The organism is Citrobacter sp. Marseille-Q6884, assembly GCF_945906775.1.
Lineage (GTDB): Bacteria > Pseudomonadota > Gammaproteobacteria > Enterobacterales > Enterobacteriaceae > Citrobacter.
On the sequence record NZ_CAMDRE010000001.1, the window covers coordinates 130217 to 148088 of the forward strand.

A 17872-nucleotide genomic window follows, 5' to 3' on the forward strand; every position below is an offset into this window, starting at 1 on the left:
ATTATCATCAAAATCCAGGAAGCCGATCATACTTTTTTAAAATGACTGGCATCTCTCCCCTGCTTTCCGCCACACTATCAACAGAGAAACGCATTAAGGATTTTGCATGTCAGAAAATGAAAACCTGTTGCTGAGATTGCGCCAGAGCATCGATGGATATAGTCGGACACAACAGAAGTTGGGAGAGTTTGTGCTGAGCAACCCGGCAAACGTTGTCTACCTGACGATTACCGAGCTCGCTCGTGAAAGCGGCACCAGCGAGGCAAGCGTCACGCGTCTGTGCCGCACGCTGGGGTGTAAGGGCTATAACGAATTCAAGATGGCGCTGGCACTTGATCTCCAGCAAGGACAGCCGGTAGAGCACAGCGGTGATGAGATTGACAATGTGGTCAATGAATCAGTGCAAGCGCTGCAGGACACAGCAAAATTACTCGACAGGACATTACTGGAAGCGGCAGCCCTTGCGCTGCATCAGGCCCAGTCGGTACAGATTTATGGCGTAGCGGCCAGCGCCATACTGGGAGAGTATCTGCATTACAAACTCCTGCGTCTGGGTAAACCCGCGCAATTGTTCAGCGACATGCATCGTGCAGCCATGAATGCAACAACGCTGAGCAAAAACACGCTCGTGGTGGCGATTTCCAGTTCAGGCTCTACTCGCGATCTGCTGCATGTCGTAAAACTGGCGCGTAAGCAAGGCGTACGCGTACTGGCGCTGAGCAATACGCCAAGCAGTCCGCTGGCTTCGCTGAGTGATATTCAACTGGTCGCGGCTAAACCAGAAGGTCCACTGAGTGCCGGCGCGCTCAATGCCAAGGTAGGCGTCATGCTGTTGGTAGAATTGCTCACGACTTCGCTTATTGCGCTGGATGAAAACTACAGCGATGTGAGCCAGCAAACCGCCAGCGCTACCCTACCGCTACTGCTTTAACGACATAAAAAAACCCGCCGAAGCGGGTTTTTATTAAGCGTTAAAAGCGGGCGATTATGCCTGGCCTTTAATCTCTTTACGACCGTTGTACGGAGCTTGTTCACCCAGTGCTTCTTCGATACGAATCAGCTGGTTGTATTTAGCAACGCGGTCAGAACGGCTCATAGAACCCGTTTTGATCTGGCCTGCAGCGGTACCAACAGCCAGGTCAGCGATGGTAGCGTCTTCAGTTTCGCCAGAACGGTGAGAGATGACAGCAGTGTAGCCAGCGTCTTTCGCCATTTTGATCGCAGCCAGAGTTTCGGTCAGAGAACCGATCTGGTTGAATTTGATCAGGATGGAGTTAACGATGCCTTTCTCGATGCCTTCTTTCAGGATCTTGGTGTTGGTTACGAACAGATCGTCACCAACCAGCTGGATTTTGTCGCCCAGTACTTTAGTCTGGTATGCGAAACCGTCCCAGTCAGACTCGTCCAGACCATCTTCGATGGACACGATCGGGTACTGTTTGGTCAGTTCTTCCAGGAAGTGAGTGAATTCTTCAGAGGTGAATGCTTTGTTGCCTTCGCCAGCCAGAACGTATTTACCGTCTTTGTAGAATTCAGAAGCTGCACAGTCCATCGCCAGAGTGATGTCTTTGCCCAGCTCGTAGCCTGCTGCTTTAACCGCTTCAGCAATAACAGCCAGCGCTTCAGCGTTGGAACCCAGGTTCGGCGCATAGCCACCTTCGTCACCAACAGCAGTGTTCATACCTTTCGCTTTCAGAACTTTAGCCAGGTTATGGAACACTTCAGAACCCATGCGTACAGCTTCTTTCAGCGTTTTCGCGCCAACTGGCTGAATCATGAATTCCTGGATGTCTACGTTGTTGTCAGCGTGCTCACCACCGTTGATGATGTTCATCATCGGAACCGGCATGGAGAATTTGCCCGGAGTACCGTTCAGCTCAGCGATGTGAGCATACAGCGGCAGACCTTTAGCAGCTGCAGCCGCTTTGGCGTTAGCCAGGGACACAGCCAGGATGGCGTTTGCACCGAAGTTAGATTTGTTTTCAGTACCGTCCAGATCGATCATGATCTTGTCGATGCCAGCCTGATCTTTAGCATCTTTACCCAGCAGAGCCTGAGCAATCGGGCCGTTAACCGCGCCAACTGCTTTCAGTACGCCTTTACCCATGAAACGGGATTTGTCGCCATCGCGCAGTTCCAGTGCTTCGCGGGAACCAGTAGAAGCACCTGACGGAGCTGCTGCCATACCAACGAAACCACCTTCCAGGTGTACTTCGGCTTCAACAGTCGGGTTACCACGGGAGTCGATGATTTCACGACCGATGATTTTAACGATTTTGGACATTAGATTTTCCTCAGTACAAGTTAAACTAAAACTCCAGACAAACAATGCACCCGAATGGGTGCATTGCCGTTCTAACTTTTTTACTTCTTACTTCGCCTGACGCTTTTGATATTCGCTGGCGGCTTTCACAAAGCCGGCGAACAGCGGGTGTCCATCACGAGGCGTGGAAGTAAATTCCGGGTGGAACTGACAGGCCACGAACCACGGATGATTCGGTACCTCAATGATCTCGACCAACTGATCATCACCGGAACGGCCTGCAACACGCAGACCCGCATTTTCAATTTGTTTCAACAGCATATTGTTGACTTCGTAGCGGTGGCGATGACGTTCAACAATGGTCGGCGCGCCGTACATCTGACGAACCAGACTGTCATCGCTCAACTGACACTGCTGCGCGCCAAGGCGCATTGTGCCACCCAGATCGCTCTTCTCGGTACGGACTTCAACGTTGCCGTCTTCATCACGCCATTCGGTAATCAGAGCCACCACTGGGTACTTACAGTCTGGCACAAATTCCGTGGAGTTGGCGTTGTCCATTCCCGCTACGTTACGAGCAAACTCAATCAACGCAACCTGCATACCCAGGCAAATGCCCAGATAAGGAATATTGTTCTCACGCGCAAAGCGCGCCGTCGCGATTTTACCTTCAACACCACGGTAGCCGAAGCCGCCAGGGATCAGGATTGCATCAAGACCTTTCAGGATCTCAACACCGCGCGTTTCGACATCCTGCGAATCAATCAGCTTGATGTTAACGGTGACACGATTCTTCAGACCACCGTGCTTAAGCGCTTCAATCACTGACTTATAGGCATCCGGCAGTTCAATGTACTTGCCGACCATACCGATAGTCACTTCGCCTGCCGGGTTCGCTTCTTCGAAGATAACCTGTTCCCATTCTGACAGATTTGCTTCCGGACAGTTCAAGCTGAATCGTTTACAAATATAATCGTCAAGACCCTGAGATTTCAACAGGCCTGGAATTTTATAAATAGAATCGACATCTTTCATCGAAATAACGGCTTTTTCTGGCACATTACAGAACAATGCAATTTTTGCACGTTCGTTGGCCGGAACCGCACGATCTGAACGACAGATCAGAATGTCAGGCTGAATACCGATAGATAACAGCTCTTTTACGGAGTGCTGAGTCGGTTTAGTTTTGACTTCACCAGCCGCTGCCAGGTAAGGCACCAGGGTCAGGTGCATAAACAGCGCATGCTCACGACCGATATCTACCGCTAATTGACGAATCGCTTCCAGGAACGGCAGGGATTCGATATCACCGACCGTACCGCCGATTTCAACCAGCACGACATCGTGCCCTTCGCCACCGGCAAGGACGCGTTCTTTAATCGCATTGGTGATGTGCGGGATAACCTGAACGGTCGCACCCAGATAGTCGCCACGGCGCTCTTTGCGCAGGACATCGGAGTAGATACGCCCGGTAGTGAAGTTATTGCGGCGAGTCATTTTGGTACGAATGAAACGCTCGTAGTGACCCAGGTCCAGGTCGGTTTCAGCGCCGTCTTCAGTAACGAACACTTCCCCGTGTTGGATTGGACTCATAGTACCTGGATCAACGTTGATATACGGATCCAGTTTCATCATGGTCACGTTGAGGCCACGTGCCTCAAGAATGGCTGCCAGGGATGCTGCGGCAATGCCTTTACCCAGAGAGGATACGACCCCGCCGGTCACAAAAATATAGTTCGTTGTCATGCTGGACCTGAGAAGTTAGGGTGAAACGATGGAATAACCAAGACGGGAAAGTAGTATACCCGAACATGACGAGCGCCACAAACTTTCATTATTCCTCCTCTTCACCAGGCTCACATTAACATCGGGAGTGAGAAAATAGCCCCTTTGAGGTAAATGTTTTTGACGTAAATCAATCGCTTGTTATTTAAAAAATCACACAAATCGCGCTTGACCGACGAAACCCCTTAGAGATCAATTTCCTGCCGTTTTACCTGTTGCCAGACTTCTTCCATGGTTTCCAGATCAATACCTGTCATTTCCAAACCCCGAGCGGCTACAATTCGCTCAACCTCACGAAAACGTCGTTCAAATTTCTCGTTTGCTTTTTGCAATGCAGTCTCTGCTTTGGTGCCCAAATGGCGTGCCAGGTTAACCGTGGCAAACAGCAGATCGCCCATTTCCTCCTCCAGTTTAGCCTGGTCTATAACGGCCTGCTTCGCCTCAAACATCACCTCGTCGATCTCTTCATAGACCTTATCGACGACCGGTCCTAACGTCGTCCAGTCGAAACCGACATTTGAGCAACGTTTCTGGATTTTCTGGGCGCGCATTAATGCCGGTAAACTGCGAGGAATATCGTCCAGCGCTGAATGCTGCGCTTTCTCTGCGCGCTCTTCGGTTTTGATTTGCTCCCAACGAGTCAGTACCTCAGTGCTGTTGCTGGCAGTAACATCAGCAAATACATGGGGATGACGACGTTCGAGCTTATCGCTGATGGCCGCGCAAATATCATCAAAATTAAACCGCCCTTCTTCCTGCGCCATCTGTGCGTAAAACACTACCTGGAACAGCAGATCGCCCAGCTCGCCGCGCAGATCGTCGAAATCTTCCCGCGCAATGGCGTCAAGCACTTCGTAGGTTTCTTCAAGGGTGTAAGGAGCAATCGTGGCGAAAGTCTGCTCTTTATCCCACGGACAGCCGTTTTCCGGGTCGCGCAGGCGCTGCATAATACCGAGCAGTCGGTAGATTTGGTTCATGGGTGTGTCCTGAAAACAATTCAATATGTAGGCCGGAGGATGAGGCAATAGCAGCACCCTCCGGTCTATGAGGAAATATCAATTACCGTGAAGACGACGAGCGTCGATCACATCCGGTACCTGGTTGAGCTTGCCGAGCACGCGTCCAAGCACCTGCAGATTGTAGATTTCGATAGTCATATCGATAGTGGCGAGCTGCTGTTTGGTATCGCTACGGCTGGCAACACCCAGTACGTTCACCTTCTCGTTAGCCAGAATCGTGGTGATATCACGCAATAAACCGCTGCGATCGTTGGCCTGCACGCGAACCACCAGCGAATACCCCGCCGAGTAGCTTTCGCCCCAAACCGCATCAACAATACGTTCCGGCGCATGTGATCGCAGCTCGGCCAGTTGTTCGCAATCGGCCCGATGGACAGAAATACCGCGCCCCTGAGTGATAAAACCGACAATTTCATCACCCGGGATCGGTTGGCAGCAACGGGCAATGTGGTGCATCAGGTTTCCGACCCCTTCCACCACGACACGACCATCGTCTTTGCGACGGTTTTGCGGCGCCTGCGTTTTCTGCTGAAGCTGTTTCAGTGCGGCAGCATCCTGCTCGGCAGCGCTCGGCTTATTGAACTGAGCCTGCAGGAAATTCACCATCTGGTTCAGACGGATATCCCCACCGCCAATCGCGGCCAGCAGCTCATCGAGTTCATTAAAGCTGTAGCGTGGAAGCAGGTGTTTTTCAGCCTCTTTCAGGCTAATCCCCAGATGCGCCAGTTCATCATCAAGGATCTGTCTGCCCGCCAGGATGTTCTTATCGCGATCCTGCTTACGGAACCAGGCGTGGATTTTCGAGCGCCCGCGGCTGGTGGTCACGTATCCCAGGTTAGGGTTCAGCCAGTCGCGGCTGGGGTTTGGCTGCTTCTGGGTGATAATTTCAATTTGATCGCCCATCTGCAGCTGGTAGGTAAACGGTACAATACGCCCACCTATTTTTGCGCCAATGCAGCGATGCCCGACATCACTATGAATGTGGTAGGCGAAATCGAGCGGCGTGGAACCTGCAGGCAAGTCCACCACATCACCTTTTGGCGTAAAGACGTAAACCCTGTCGTCAAAGACCTGGCTACGGACTTCATCCAGCATTTCACCGGAATCCGCCATCTCTTCCTGCCAGGCGATCAGCTTACGCAGCCATGCAATCCGATCTTCATGACCGGAACGCGCGGTACCGGAAGCCGTACCTTCTTTGTACTTCCAGTGCGCCGCAACACCCAGTTCTGCATCTTCGTGCATCTGTTTGGTGCGGATCTGAATTTCAATCGTTTTACCGCCCGGCCCCAGCACCACGGTATGGATTGACTGGTAACCGTTGGGTTTCGGGTTAGCGACGTAGTCATCGAACTCATCCGGCAGATGGCGATAGTGAGTGTGCACTATCCCGAGAGCGGCATAGCAGTCCTGTAAACGCTCCGCCACGATACGCACCGCGCGCACATCGAACAGTTCATCGAAGGCCAGCTGCTTTTTCTGCATTTTGCGCCAGATGCTGTAGATATGCTTCGGACGTCCGTAGACTTCCGCTTTCACGCCCTCGGTTTTCATCTCTGAGCGCAGGTGCCCGACGAACTCTTCGATATAATGTTCGCGATCGATGCGACGTTCGTGCAGGAGCTTTGCAATGCGCTTGTATTCAGCCGGATGGAGATAGCGGAAGCAGTAATCTTCCAGCTCCCATTTTAACTGCCCAATACCTAAACGGTTGGCCAGCGGCGCATAGATATTTGTACACTCTTTTGCCGCCAGTACGCGTTCGTCTTCTGGCGCGTCTTTGACTTCACGAAGGTGAGCGATACGTTCGGCCAGTTTGATGACCACGCAGCGGAAATCGTCCACCATGGCCAGCAACATGCGGCGGACGTTATCAACCTGTTCTGAAGAAACCGAATCGGTGTGCGTTGCCTTAAGCTGGCGTATCGCCGCCATATCGCGCACACCGTGGATCAGATGAACGATAGACTTGCCTACGCTCTCACGCAGAACGTCTTCGCTAACGACATTGGCATCGGCCAGAGGGAACAGCATTGCTGCGCGCAGGGTATCGATATCCATACTCAGCATGGAGAGTATTTCCACCATCTCCACACCGCGCCACAGCAGCAGATCCGCATCCGGATGCCCCTGTGTCTGCAGCAGGCAATACGCCCAGGTTTCGGCTAAGCGTTCACACGACTGCTGGCTGGAGATCCCCAGACTCGCGATCCATTTTTTAGGATCAAATTCGCCAGCTTTATTTATATGTGCACTTCTTACCGCAACCATCGTCCTCTCCTTAAGGGGCCAGGCCTGTCGAAGTCGACAAGCCATACCCGTTGTCTTTCAAGCCCAAATGCAACCCGAAATCCACTGGGTATACGTTTTATTACCTATGCTCAAACAAGACCATCGACTCCAGATGTCCAGTGTGCGGGAACATATCGAGCATCGCCAGTCGTTGAATGGTGTATCCCGCGTTGAGCAACACTTCGCTGTCACGAGCCAGCGTAGCAGGATTACAGGATACATAAACAATGCGAGCAGGGCTTAATTTTATAATATGTTGCATCACACCTGCAGCCCCCGCACGCGCAGGATCGAGTAAGACTTTGTCAAACCCATTCCTTGCCCAAGGCTGGAGCGTCACATCCTCCTCAAGATTTTCATGAAAGAATGTCACGTTGTGCAATCCGTTATTCAGCGCATTTTCCCGGCCTTTCTCCACCAACGCGGGCACACCTTCAACCCCCACCACGCTTGCCGCTTTCGCCGCCAGTGGCAGCGTAAAATTCCCCATGCCGCAGAACAGATCGAGTACGCGATCGTCGGGTTGCACATCCAGCCATTCCAGCGCACGGGCAACCATCTGTTGGTTTACCCCTTCATTGACCTGGATAAAATCGCGCGGGCTGAAGGTTAAACGTAGTCCATTTGAGTCATACCAGGGGGAATCCCCTGACAGAGATTCAAGTATCTCGCTTTGCGGGGCCAGAAACAAAGAGAGTCCCTGAGAATGCGAAAAGCATTCCAGTTTTTCTTTATCGCCTGCACTCAGCGGCGCCGTATGGCGCAGAATCATCAGGGTGCCGCTGCCAGCCTGCACCAGTTCGACATGACCCAGTTGTCGCTGCCCTTGCAGGCTTTCCAGGCAGGCTCTGACCTGAGGCAAAAGCGCCTCAAGTTGGGGCACCAATATGGGGCACTGCATCACATCGATAATGTCACTGGAGCCGGATTTGCGAAATCCCATCTGCAGTTGCTTTTCTTTAGGCCGATAGTTCAGGCTTAAGCGCGCGCGACGACGATAGCCCCACGGCGTATCCGCAATGACTTCTGAAACGTCGCATTTCATTAAACGTGACAGCGCCGCGCTTTTACTACGCTGCTGCAAAGGGATACTGGCGTGCTGCTGCTGACAGCCGCCGCAAACACCAAAATGCGGGCAACGTGGCACTTCACGCTCAGGGCTGTCGTTTAAACGGCGTTTGACTTGCGCTCGGGCAAACTGTTTTTTATCTTCGGTTATGACAACCTCTGCGCTTTCCTGGGGCAGCAATTCCGGTATAAACAGGGCCTTTCCATGATGTCGAGCGACGCCCTGACCAAAGGGATCGAGGTCATTGACGGTAACGGTTATGATCTGACGCGTCGTCACGCGTCGTTTTGCAGAGTAGAATTGCGCCATCGACGAGATGTTTCTCTATTTAACAGTGTGACCCTAATTGTCCCATAACGGAACTCCATGACCAACTACAGCCTGCGCGCACGCATGATGATTCTGATCCTGGCCCCGACCGTCCTGATTGGTTTGTTGCTCAGTATCTTTTTTGTTGTGCACCGCTATAACGACTTGCAGCGTCAACTGGAAGATGCTGGTGCCAGCATCATTGAGCCACTTGCGGTCTCCAGCGAATATGGCATGAACCTGCAAAATCGGGAATCCATCGGCCAGCTTATTAGCGTACTGCACCGTCGCCATTCCGATATCGTGCGGGCAATTTCTGTCTATGACGAACATAACCGACTGTTCGTCACGTCCAATTTTCATCTTGATCCCTCGGAAATGCAGCTTGCGACCGGCTCGCCGTTTCCCCGAAAGCTGAGCGTCACCCGGCTCGGGGATATCATGATCCTGCGTACCCCCATTATATCGGAAAGCTATTCTCCCGATGAATCTGCCGTCAGCGATGCGAAAAATACACAAAATATGCTCGGGTACGTGGCGCTGGAACTTGATCTCAAATCCGTGCGGCTTCAGCAGTACAAAGAGATTTTTATTTCCAGCGTGATGATGCTGTTTTGTATCGGTATTGCGTTAATTTTTGGTTGGCGCCTGATGCGTGACGTCACCGGACCTATCCGCAACATGGTGAATACCGTTGACCGTATCCGAAGAGGGCAGCTCGACAGTCGTGTAGAAGGATTCATGCTGGGCGAGCTGGATATGCTAAAAAATGGCATCAACTCAATGGCGATGTCTCTCGCGGCCTACCACGAGGAGATGCAGCACAACATCGATCAGGCGACCTCTGATCTGCGCGAAACGCTGGAGCAGATGGAGATCCAGAACGTCGAACTGGATCTGGCGAAGAAACGCGCCCAGGAAGCGGCTCGTATTAAGTCAGAGTTTCTGGCCAACATGTCGCACGAGCTGCGTACCCCGCTCAACGGCGTCATTGGCTTTACGCGTCTGACGCTCAAAACGGAGCTCAACTCGACGCAGCGCGATCATCTGAATACCATTGAACGTTCTGCAAACAACCTGCTCGCTATCATCAATGATGTGCTCGACTTCTCCAAACTGGAAGCCGGCAAATTAATTCTGGAAAGCATCCCGTTCCCGCTGCGCAGTACGCTGGATGACGTGGTAACGCTTTTAGCGCATTCCTCCCATGATAAAGGGCTTGAGCTGACGCTCAATATTAAGAATGACGTACCGGACAATGTGATCGGCGATCCGCTGCGTTTACAGCAGGTCATCACTAATCTGGTCGGCAATGCCATCAAATTTACCGAGAGCGGTAATATCGATATTCTGGTCGAGAAACGCGCCCTCAGTAACACCAAAGTCCAGATTGAAGTACAAATTCGCGATACCGGCATTGGTATCCCTGAACGGGATCAATCACGCCTGTTCCAGGCCTTCCGCCAGGCGGATGCCAGTATTTCACGTCGCCACGGCGGCACCGGGCTGGGTCTCGTGATCACCCAAAAACTGGTTAACGAAATGGGCGGGGATATCTCGTTCCACAGTCAGCCAAATCGAGGTTCCACCTTCTGGTTCCACATTAGCCTGGATCTCAACCCCAACGCGCTCAGCGAACGTTCGGCAACCCGCTGCCTGGCCGGTAAACGGCTGGCCTACGTTGAACCTAACGCCACTGCGGCGCAATGTACGCTGGATATATTGAGTGAAACCGCACTGGAGGTGATTTACAGCCCTTCCTTCTCCGCGCTGCCGGCAGATCACTACGATATTTTACTTCTTGGCGTACCGGTGACGTTCCGGGAACCGCTCACCATGCAGCATGAGCGTCTGGCAAGCGCTGCGGCGATGACCGATTTCCTGTTACTGGCTCTGCCTTGTCACGCGCAGATTAACGCCGAGAAATTAAAACAGGGCGGCGCCGCGGCTTGTCTGTTAAAACCACTCACCTCAACGCGCTTGCTGCCAGCGCTGACAGAGTATTGTCACTTGAATCACAGCGCTGAGCTGCCGATGTTCGATGAAAACAAAATCGCGATGACCGTGATGGCGGTGGATGACAATCCGGCGAATCTCAAACTGATCGGCGCGTTACTGGAAGACAAAGTCCAGCATGTTGAACTCTGCGACAGCGGGCATCAGGCGGTAGATCGCGCCAAACAGATGCAGTTTGATCTGATCCTGATGGATATTCAGATGCCCGACATGGACGGCATACGGGCCAGCGAACTCATCCATCAACTCCCTCATCAACAGCAGACGCCTGTCGTGGCTGTGACTGCGCACGCCATGGCTGGGCAAAAAGAGAAACTGCTCAGCGCCGGGATGAACGACTATCTGGCCAAGCCCATTGAAGAAGATAAACTGCATAGTCTGCTGTTGCGCTACAAGCCCGGCGCAGGCGCATCAACCCGGGCAATCGCCATTGCGCCACCGGAACCGGTCGTCAATCCGAATGCGACGCTGGACTGGCAACTGGCGTTACGACAAGCCGCCGGGAAAAACGATCTGGCGCGAGATATGCTGCAAATGTTGATCGATTTTCTGCCAGAAGTCCGTAACAAGATAGAAGAACAGCTGGTGGGCGAAAATCCCGAAGGTCTGGTGGATTTAATTCACAAACTGCACGGCAGTTGCGGCTATAGCGGCGTACCCCGTATGAAGAAACTGTGCCAGCTTATCGAACAACAGCTTCGCAGCGGCACCAAAGCAGAAGCGCTGGAACCTGAGCTGTTAGAACTGCTTGATGAGATGGATAACGTCGCGCGCGAAGCGAAGAAGATGTTGGGATGAGGGATTCATTGCGTGAGTACCAGGCCCGGTAAACTTAGCGTCGCCGGGCACATCGTCGGATAGGGGCATCACCGCCTTATCCGACTTATACGCATGAACATTTAACGTAATTGTTGCCCGACGTTAAGCGTTGCGGCCACATTTCGCGCCGTCATCCTGACGTTGTCGCGCGCATTTTCCAGCGCCTCATCCAGCGTACAAATGGTATAAATCACGCTATAGACGGCATCAATACCGTGTTCATGCACCACGCCTACATCGGCTGTGAGGCTGCCCGCAATCCCGATAACGGGCTTGTTATAACGCTTTGCGACCTTCGCGACGCCGACCGGCACTTTGCCATGAATCGTCTGGCTATCGATACGCCCTTCGCCTGTGATGACTAAATCCGCATCGGCAACACAGGCATCCAGATGCAACGCATCCGTCACGATCTCAATGCCGCAGCGTAACTCTGCACCGCAAAACGCATACAGCGCCGCGCCCATCCCTCCGGCCGCGCCACCGCCAGCCAGCCCTGACACCTCCAGGTTGAGATCACGGTGAATCAGTTGAGCGTAGTGCGTCAGCGCCCGATCCAAACGCTCAACTATTTCCGGCGTGGCTCCTTTTTGCGGGCCAAATACCGCTGAGGCACCTTCTTTACCGGTTAACGGGTTCGTCACATCGCAGGCTACGTCGATACGACACGCCGCCAGACGCTGATCCAACGCCGAGATATCAATCTTTGCGAGCGCTTCCAGGCCTATGCCGCCTTGTGCAATCTCATGACCTTGTGCATCCAGTAACCTTGCGCCCAGCGCCTGCACCATACCGGCGCCGCCATCGTTCGTCGCGCTGCCGCCAATCCCGATGATGATATGTTCAACACCCGCATCCAGCGCGTGGCGGATCAACTCGCCTGTGCCCCAGGACGTCGTTTTTAGCGGATCGCGTAACCCCGGAGGAACCCATTCCAGCCCGCTGGCTGCCGCCATCTCGATAAACGCAGAGCGCTTGTCGCCCGATAAACCATAAAATGCCTGAACACGGGTCCCCAATGGCCCCGTAACATCAACATGCACAAGATGCCCTGCCGTCGCGGCAACCATTGCTTCAACCGTTCCCTCGCCGCCATCTGCAACCGGAATTTTTACATATTCCGCATCTGGCCAAATTTCACGAAAGCCCTGCTCAATGGCCGTTGCGACTTCAAGCGCACTCAAACTTTCCTTATAGGAATCCGGTGCGATCACTATTTTCATAAAGCATCCTTACGCATGTTGACTGTGTTAAGCATATACCAGGAGAAAAACCGCTCCATGGGAGCGGTCCCAGATAGCTTAGCGTACCATGCACGGACGCTTATTATCAAACGTCCAGTTTGGGATCAGGTACTGCATTCCTATCGCATCATCGCGCGCGCCCAGGCCGTGTTTCTGATACAGCTCATGCGCTTTCATCACGTGATCCATATCCAGTTCCACGCCCAGACCCGGTTTTGTCGGAACCTGCACCATACCGCCTTTAATTTCAAATGGCTCTTTGGTCAGACGCTGATTGCCCTCCTGCCAGATCCAATGCGTGTCGATGGCCGTAATTTTACCGGGTGCCGCTGCTGCGACATGGGTGAACATCGCCAGGGAAATATCGAAATGGTTATTAGAGTGAGAACCCCAGGTCAGGCCAAACTCATGACACATTTGCGCCACCCGCACAGAGCCCTGCATGGTCCAGAAATGCGGGTCTGCCAGCGGGATATCCACCGACTGCAGCGATAACGTATGCCCCATCTGACGCCAGTCGGTGGCGATCATATTGGTTGCCGTCGGCAAACCGGTTGCGCGACGAAATTCTGCCATCACCTCACGCCCGGAGAAGCCCTGCTCTGCGCCACAGGGATCTTCCGCATAGGCCAGCGAACCTTTCAGGTATTTACCTATTTTGATCGCTTCATTCAGTGACCAGGCACCGTTAGGATCCAGTGTGACGCGCGCCTGCGGGAAGCGTTTAGCCAGTGCCACAATGGACTCTGCTTCTTCTTCCCCTGCCAATACGCCGCCTTTCAGTTTGAAGTCGTTGAAGCCATATTTTTCATAGGCCGCTTCTGCCAGGCGTACTACGGCATCCGGCGTCATCGCCTCTTCGTGACGCAGGCGATACCAGTCGCAGGCGTCATCCGGCTGACTCTGATACGGCAGTGGCGTCGCTTTACGGTTACCCACAAAGAACAGATAACCTAACATTTCGACTTCGCTGCGCTGTTGCCCCTCACCCAGCAGCGATGCGACGTTTACCCCCAGATGCTGGCCGAGCAGATCCAACATGGCCGCTTCAATCCCGGTCACCACATGTATCGTGGTGCGCAAATCGAAGGTTTGCAGGCCGCGTCCACCAACATCACGATCGGCGAATGTATTACGCACGGCGTTCAGCACGTTTTTGTATTCACCCAGCGTTTTCCCCACCACCAGCGGGATAGCATCTTCCAGGGTCTGACGAATCTTCTCCCCGCCAGGAATTTCACCCACGCCAGTATGACCCGCGTTATCTTTGATAATCACAATATTACGCGTAAAGAACGGGGCATGTGCGCCGCTCAGGTTCATTAACATGCTGTCATGACCCGCGACCGGGATCACCTGCATAGCGGTAACGACAGGGGTAGAAAATTGTGCGCTCATCGTAGTGTCCTTATTCAAAATCAGTGACGGCCGAAAACGGGACGTTTACGGTCAAAAGTCCATCCGGGGATCAGATACTGCATCGGGCCTGCGTCGTTACGCGCGCCGCCAGGCAAGGTTTTATAGGCCTCATGCGCTTTTTGTACCTGTTCCCAGTCCAGTTCCACGCCCAGTCCTGGCGCGTCCGGAACCGCAATTTTTCCATGCTTAATCTCCAGCGGATTTTTGGTCAGGCGGCAATCGCCCTCCTGCCAGATCCAGTGCGTGTCGATGGCCGTCGGGTGACCCGGCGCTGCGGCACCCACGTGGGTAAACATCGCCAGCGAAATATCGAAGTGATTATTCGAGTGGCAACCCCAGGTCAATCCCCAATCATCACATAACTGTGCCACGCGCACCGCACCGGAAAGCGTCCAGAAGTGCGGATCGGCAAGCGGAATATCGACCGAATTCAGCATCACCGCATGGCCCATTTCGCGCCAGTTGGTGGCGATCATATTCGTCGCGACCGGAAGTCCCGTGGCCCGACGAAACTCCGCCATCACTTCGCGCCCGGAGAAACCCTGTTCAGCACCACAGGGATCTTCGGCATAGGTCAGAACATCGTTTAACCCTTTGCATAACGCAATGGCTTCATCGAGCAACCAGGCCCCATTGGGATCGACCGTAATACGCGCATCGGGGAAACGTTTTTTCAGTGCGCGGGCGGTTTCAATTTCCTGCTCGCCCGGCAGCACGCCGCCTTTGAGTTTGAAATCTTTAAAACCGTAACGATCCTGAGAGGCTTCTGCCAGACGCACCACGGCATCGCTGCTCATCGCGTGCTGGTGGCGCAAGCGATACCACTCATGGTTGCCCGGGGTACGTTCCAGATACGGCAGGTCGGTCTTTGTGCGATCGCCCACATAGAACAGATAGCCCAGCACGGTCACCGCATCGCGCTGCTTACCCGGTCCTAACAGTTCGCAGACCGGCACATTGAGCGCTTTGCCCAGCAAATCCAGCAGCGCCGCCTCCAGCGCCGCAACCGCATTGACCCGCAGTTCAAAGGTCCAGGCACCTTTGCCAAAGGTATCGAAGTCAGCGCTCTGATTACCTTTATGCACCCGCTGAACCACTTTATTCAACCGGGCCACTTCCTGACCCAGCACCATCGGCATAGCCTCAACCAGGGTCTGATATATCACTTCACCGCCCGGCGCTTCGCCCACGCCAGTGTTCCCGGCATTGTCAGTAAGAACGACGATATTGCGCGTAAACCAGGCGTTGTGCGCGCCACCGATGTTGAGCAACATGCTGTCATGTCCGGCCACCGGGATGACCTTCATATCGGTAATTACGGGACTCGATTGTGTTGTCATCATCATTGTCCTGCGACAGGTTTCAGTTCGATACGTTTAATATCACCCACCAGCACCAGATAGCTCAGCACGGCAATCAGCGCGTGAACACCAACGTAGATCAGCGCGCCGTTAAACGACCCGGTGGTACCCACGATGTAGCCAATGGCAATTGGCGTCACGATGCCGGAGATGTTGCCAAACATATTGAACAGACCGCCGGAAAGACCACTGATCTCTTTTGGCGCGGTATCGGCCATCACCGCCCAACCCAGCGCACCAATACCTTTGCCAAAGAAGGCCAGCGCCATAAAGCCGATGATCATCCATTCAACGTTGACGTAGTTACAGAAGACCATCACCATCGATAACAGCATTCCCAGCACGATTGGCGTTTTACGGGCAATATTCAACGAACCGGTACGACGCATCAGCCAATCGGAGATAATGCCCCCGAGCACGCCCCCTACGAATCCACAAATGGCAGGTACAGAGGCGACAAACCCCGCTTTCAGAATCGACATGCCGCGTGCCTGCACCAGATAGACCGGGAACCAGGTGATAAAGAAGTAGGTCAGCGCGTTAATGCAGTACTGCCCGATATACACGCCGATCATCATGCGTGAACCCAACAGTTGCTTAATTTGCCCCCACTTCACGCTGAACGGGACTTTCGTTTTGGTCGCAGCCTGATCCATGTTGATCAACGCACCGCCGGCGGCAATGTACTCCAGCTCTTTTTGGTTCACCCCCGGATGCTGGTTCGGTTCGTGGATCACCTTCAACCAGACAAAACTGATCACGATCCCAAGTCCGCCCATAAAGAAGAACACATGCGACCAACCCACTTCATGGGTCAGCCAGCCCATGATTGGGGCGAAGATAACGGTGGCAAAATATTGCGCGGAGTTAAAGATAGCAACCGCTGTTCCCCTCTCCTGCGCCGGGAACCACGCCGCAACGATTCGACTGTTACCCGGGAAGGAAGGCGCCTCAGCCAGACCGACGAGAAAACGCAGGGTAAACAGCGCAACGATAATGCCGAAGCCGCTAAAGATATCGACGAAGCCTTGTAACAGGGTAAACAAGGACCAGATAAAGATTGACCAAAAATAAACACGTTTTGAACCAAAGCGGTCGAGCAGCCAGCCGCCGGGGATCTGGCCGATCACATAGGCCCATGAGAAAGCAGAGAACACATACCCCATACCGACCGCATCAAGGCCAATATCTTTGGCCATTTCTGAGCCAGCAATCGATAAGGTCGCGCGGTCGCCGTAGTTGAAGGATGTGACGATAAACAGCATCACCACTATCCAGTAACGAGCGTTAGTGCGTTTTTCCGCACTGCTCGCTGCCTGACTTAATGAACTCATTGTTGCACTCCTGAATTTTCGCGTTAGCCACGCTCACTCTGAACTGCACAACCGGTAGGGAATCAGAGGTGACGTTTTGTATGTATGCAGCTTTTTATGAGGTCGTTCGCCTTGCATGCTGCGTTTTTTATCACTGGCATGCGCAGTATAAAAAGCGTCCGGCGCGCGCTCACCGTGCAACAACACAACATTTCGGCAACGTATTACGTATGTTTGTGGCAAAAGCCCAGGCCAATGGAAGCGACTTCACGGAAATGAAAAACGACAGGCGGAAAAAGGGGAATTCAGGTTTGAAATGAGAGGAGTGTGAAACAGGTCGCTTGACCCCAGGGAAACGTCCGTAAAATCCCTTATTAATGAAAGGGTTTTACAGGCATTTGCCTAAAGCAAGTGCGGGACTGTTTTATTCGAATAGTGTCAGGTTGTTCTTTTGCTAGCTGGCACAGGCATGACGCCCTCCCGCCAGGGGGAGGGTGAGTCTTAAGACAGGAGGGTTCCCCAGTTTTCTACCCAGGGATTGGATTCGCTTTCCGGCTCAGGGTGCTCGCTGGCATCAATCAGCAACATTTCCCCCACACGCTGGGCACTTTGTTCCTGCAGCAGCGCATCGAACTGTTTGCCACCATTGCAGAAATTAACGTAGCTGCTGTCGCCGAGCGCAATAACGCCGTAACGCAGATTCGGCTGGAATCCGAGGTTATCTTTGATCCCCTGAAACAGCGGCACAATGCTATCCGGCAGATCGCCCTGCCCGGTCGTTGAGGTGACCACCAGGACATATTTATCCTGATACGCCTGCCAGTCCGTCAGTTCTGGATCTTCAAACACGGTGGCTTTATGACCTTGTGCGGTCAGGATAGCCTCAGCCTCTTCAGCGACCAGCAGCGCGTTTCCATACATCGTACCGACAAAAATTCCAATTTCCGCCATAACCTTTATCTC

At 53.2% G+C, this 17872-nt stretch carries 13 protein-coding genes; 3 read left to right on the top strand and 10 right to left on the bottom strand.

Annotated elements, in window-relative coordinates:
• The first annotated feature begins 106 nt into the window (after positions 1-106).
• Positions 107-931 (top strand): MurR/RpiR family transcriptional regulator, encoded by an 825-nt coding sequence (locus N7268_RS00665; protein ID WP_260861444.1) that lies wholly within the window; start codon positions 107-109, stop codon positions 929-931.
• Between the two features lie 54 nt (positions 932-985).
• Here the strand turns inward: N7268_RS00665 and eno are convergent, their stop codons facing one another.
• From eno to rlmD, 5 genes are all read right to left on the bottom strand, one after another.
• A complete protein-coding gene (eno, locus tag N7268_RS00670) occupies positions 986-2284 on the bottom strand; it encodes a phosphopyruvate hydratase (RefSeq protein WP_198906069.1) in 1299 nt (432 codons plus the stop codon).
• A gap of 87 nt (positions 2285-2371) precedes the next feature.
• Positions 2372-4009: a glutamine hydrolyzing CTP synthase gene (pyrG, locus tag N7268_RS00675; protein WP_198906067.1), complete on the bottom strand. Its 1638-nt coding sequence runs from the start codon at positions 4007-4009 to the stop codon at positions 2372-2374.
• 224 nt (positions 4010-4233) lie between these two features.
• A complete protein-coding gene (gene mazG / locus N7268_RS00680) occupies positions 4234-5025 on the bottom strand; it encodes a nucleoside triphosphate pyrophosphohydrolase (RefSeq protein ID WP_260861445.1) in 792 nt (263 codons plus the stop codon).
• A 78-nt stretch (positions 5026-5103) separates the two neighbouring features.
• Positions 5104-7338 carry a GTP diphosphokinase gene (gene relA / locus N7268_RS00685; protein ID WP_260861446.1) on the bottom strand — a complete coding sequence of 745 codons (2235 nt, stop codon included), beginning with the start codon at positions 7336-7338 and terminating at the stop codon, positions 5104-5106.
• Positions 7339-7438: 100 nt separating this feature from the next.
• On the bottom strand, positions 7439-8737 hold the full coding sequence (rlmD, locus tag N7268_RS00690) for a 23S rRNA (uracil(1939)-C(5))-methyltransferase RlmD (RefSeq protein WP_260861447.1): 1299 nt from the start codon (positions 8735-8737) through the stop codon (positions 7439-7441).
• Positions 8738-8794: 57 nt separating this feature from the next.
• Here rlmD and barA point away from each other — a divergent pair, with 57 nt between their 5' ends.
• Positions 8795-11551, top strand: coding sequence for a two-component sensor histidine kinase BarA (barA, locus tag N7268_RS00695; RefSeq protein ID WP_260861448.1), 2757 nt, complete (start codon positions 8795-8797; stop codon positions 11549-11551).
• Positions 11552-11652: 101 nt separating this feature from the next.
• On the opposite strand, the gene N7268_RS00700 is transcribed toward barA, so the two are convergent.
• From N7268_RS00700 to gudP, 4 genes are all read right to left on the bottom strand, one after another.
• Positions 11653-12795 (bottom strand): glycerate kinase, encoded by a 1143-nt coding sequence (locus N7268_RS00700; RefSeq protein WP_260861449.1) that lies wholly within the window; start codon positions 12793-12795, stop codon positions 11653-11655.
• A 78-nt stretch (positions 12796-12873) separates the two neighbouring features.
• Positions 12874-14214 carry a glucarate dehydratase gene (gudD, locus tag N7268_RS00705; RefSeq protein WP_260861450.1) on the bottom strand — a complete coding sequence of 447 codons (1341 nt, stop codon included), beginning with the start codon at positions 14212-14214 and terminating at the stop codon, positions 12874-12876.
• A gap of 20 nt (positions 14215-14234) precedes the next feature.
• Positions 14235-15575 carry a glucarate dehydratase family protein gene (locus N7268_RS00710; RefSeq protein WP_260861451.1) on the bottom strand — a complete coding sequence of 447 codons (1341 nt, stop codon included), beginning with the start codon at positions 15573-15575 and terminating at the stop codon, positions 14235-14237.
• Positions 15576-15577: 2 nt separating this feature from the next.
• The gene (gudP, locus tag N7268_RS00715) at positions 15578-16930 is read right to left on the bottom strand and encodes a galactarate/glucarate/glycerate transporter GudP (protein WP_260861452.1); all 1353 of its coding nucleotides are present in this window, start codon (positions 16928-16930) and stop codon (positions 15578-15580) included.
• An 80-nt stretch (positions 16931-17010) separates the two neighbouring features.
• On the opposite strand from gudP, the gene N7268_RS00720 reads away from it, so the two are divergent.
• Positions 17011-17229, top strand: a complete 219-nt coding sequence (locus tag N7268_RS00720; RefSeq protein ID WP_260861453.1) for a hypothetical protein — start codon at positions 17011-17013, stop codon at positions 17227-17229.
• Positions 17230-17410: 181 nt separating this feature from the next.
• On the opposite strand, the gene N7268_RS00725 is transcribed toward N7268_RS00720, so the two are convergent.
• Complete coding sequence (locus tag N7268_RS00725; protein ID WP_135324490.1) at positions 17411-17860, bottom strand: flavodoxin; 450 nt, start codon at positions 17858-17860, stop codon at positions 17411-17413.
• Positions 17861-17872 lie beyond the last annotated feature (12 nt).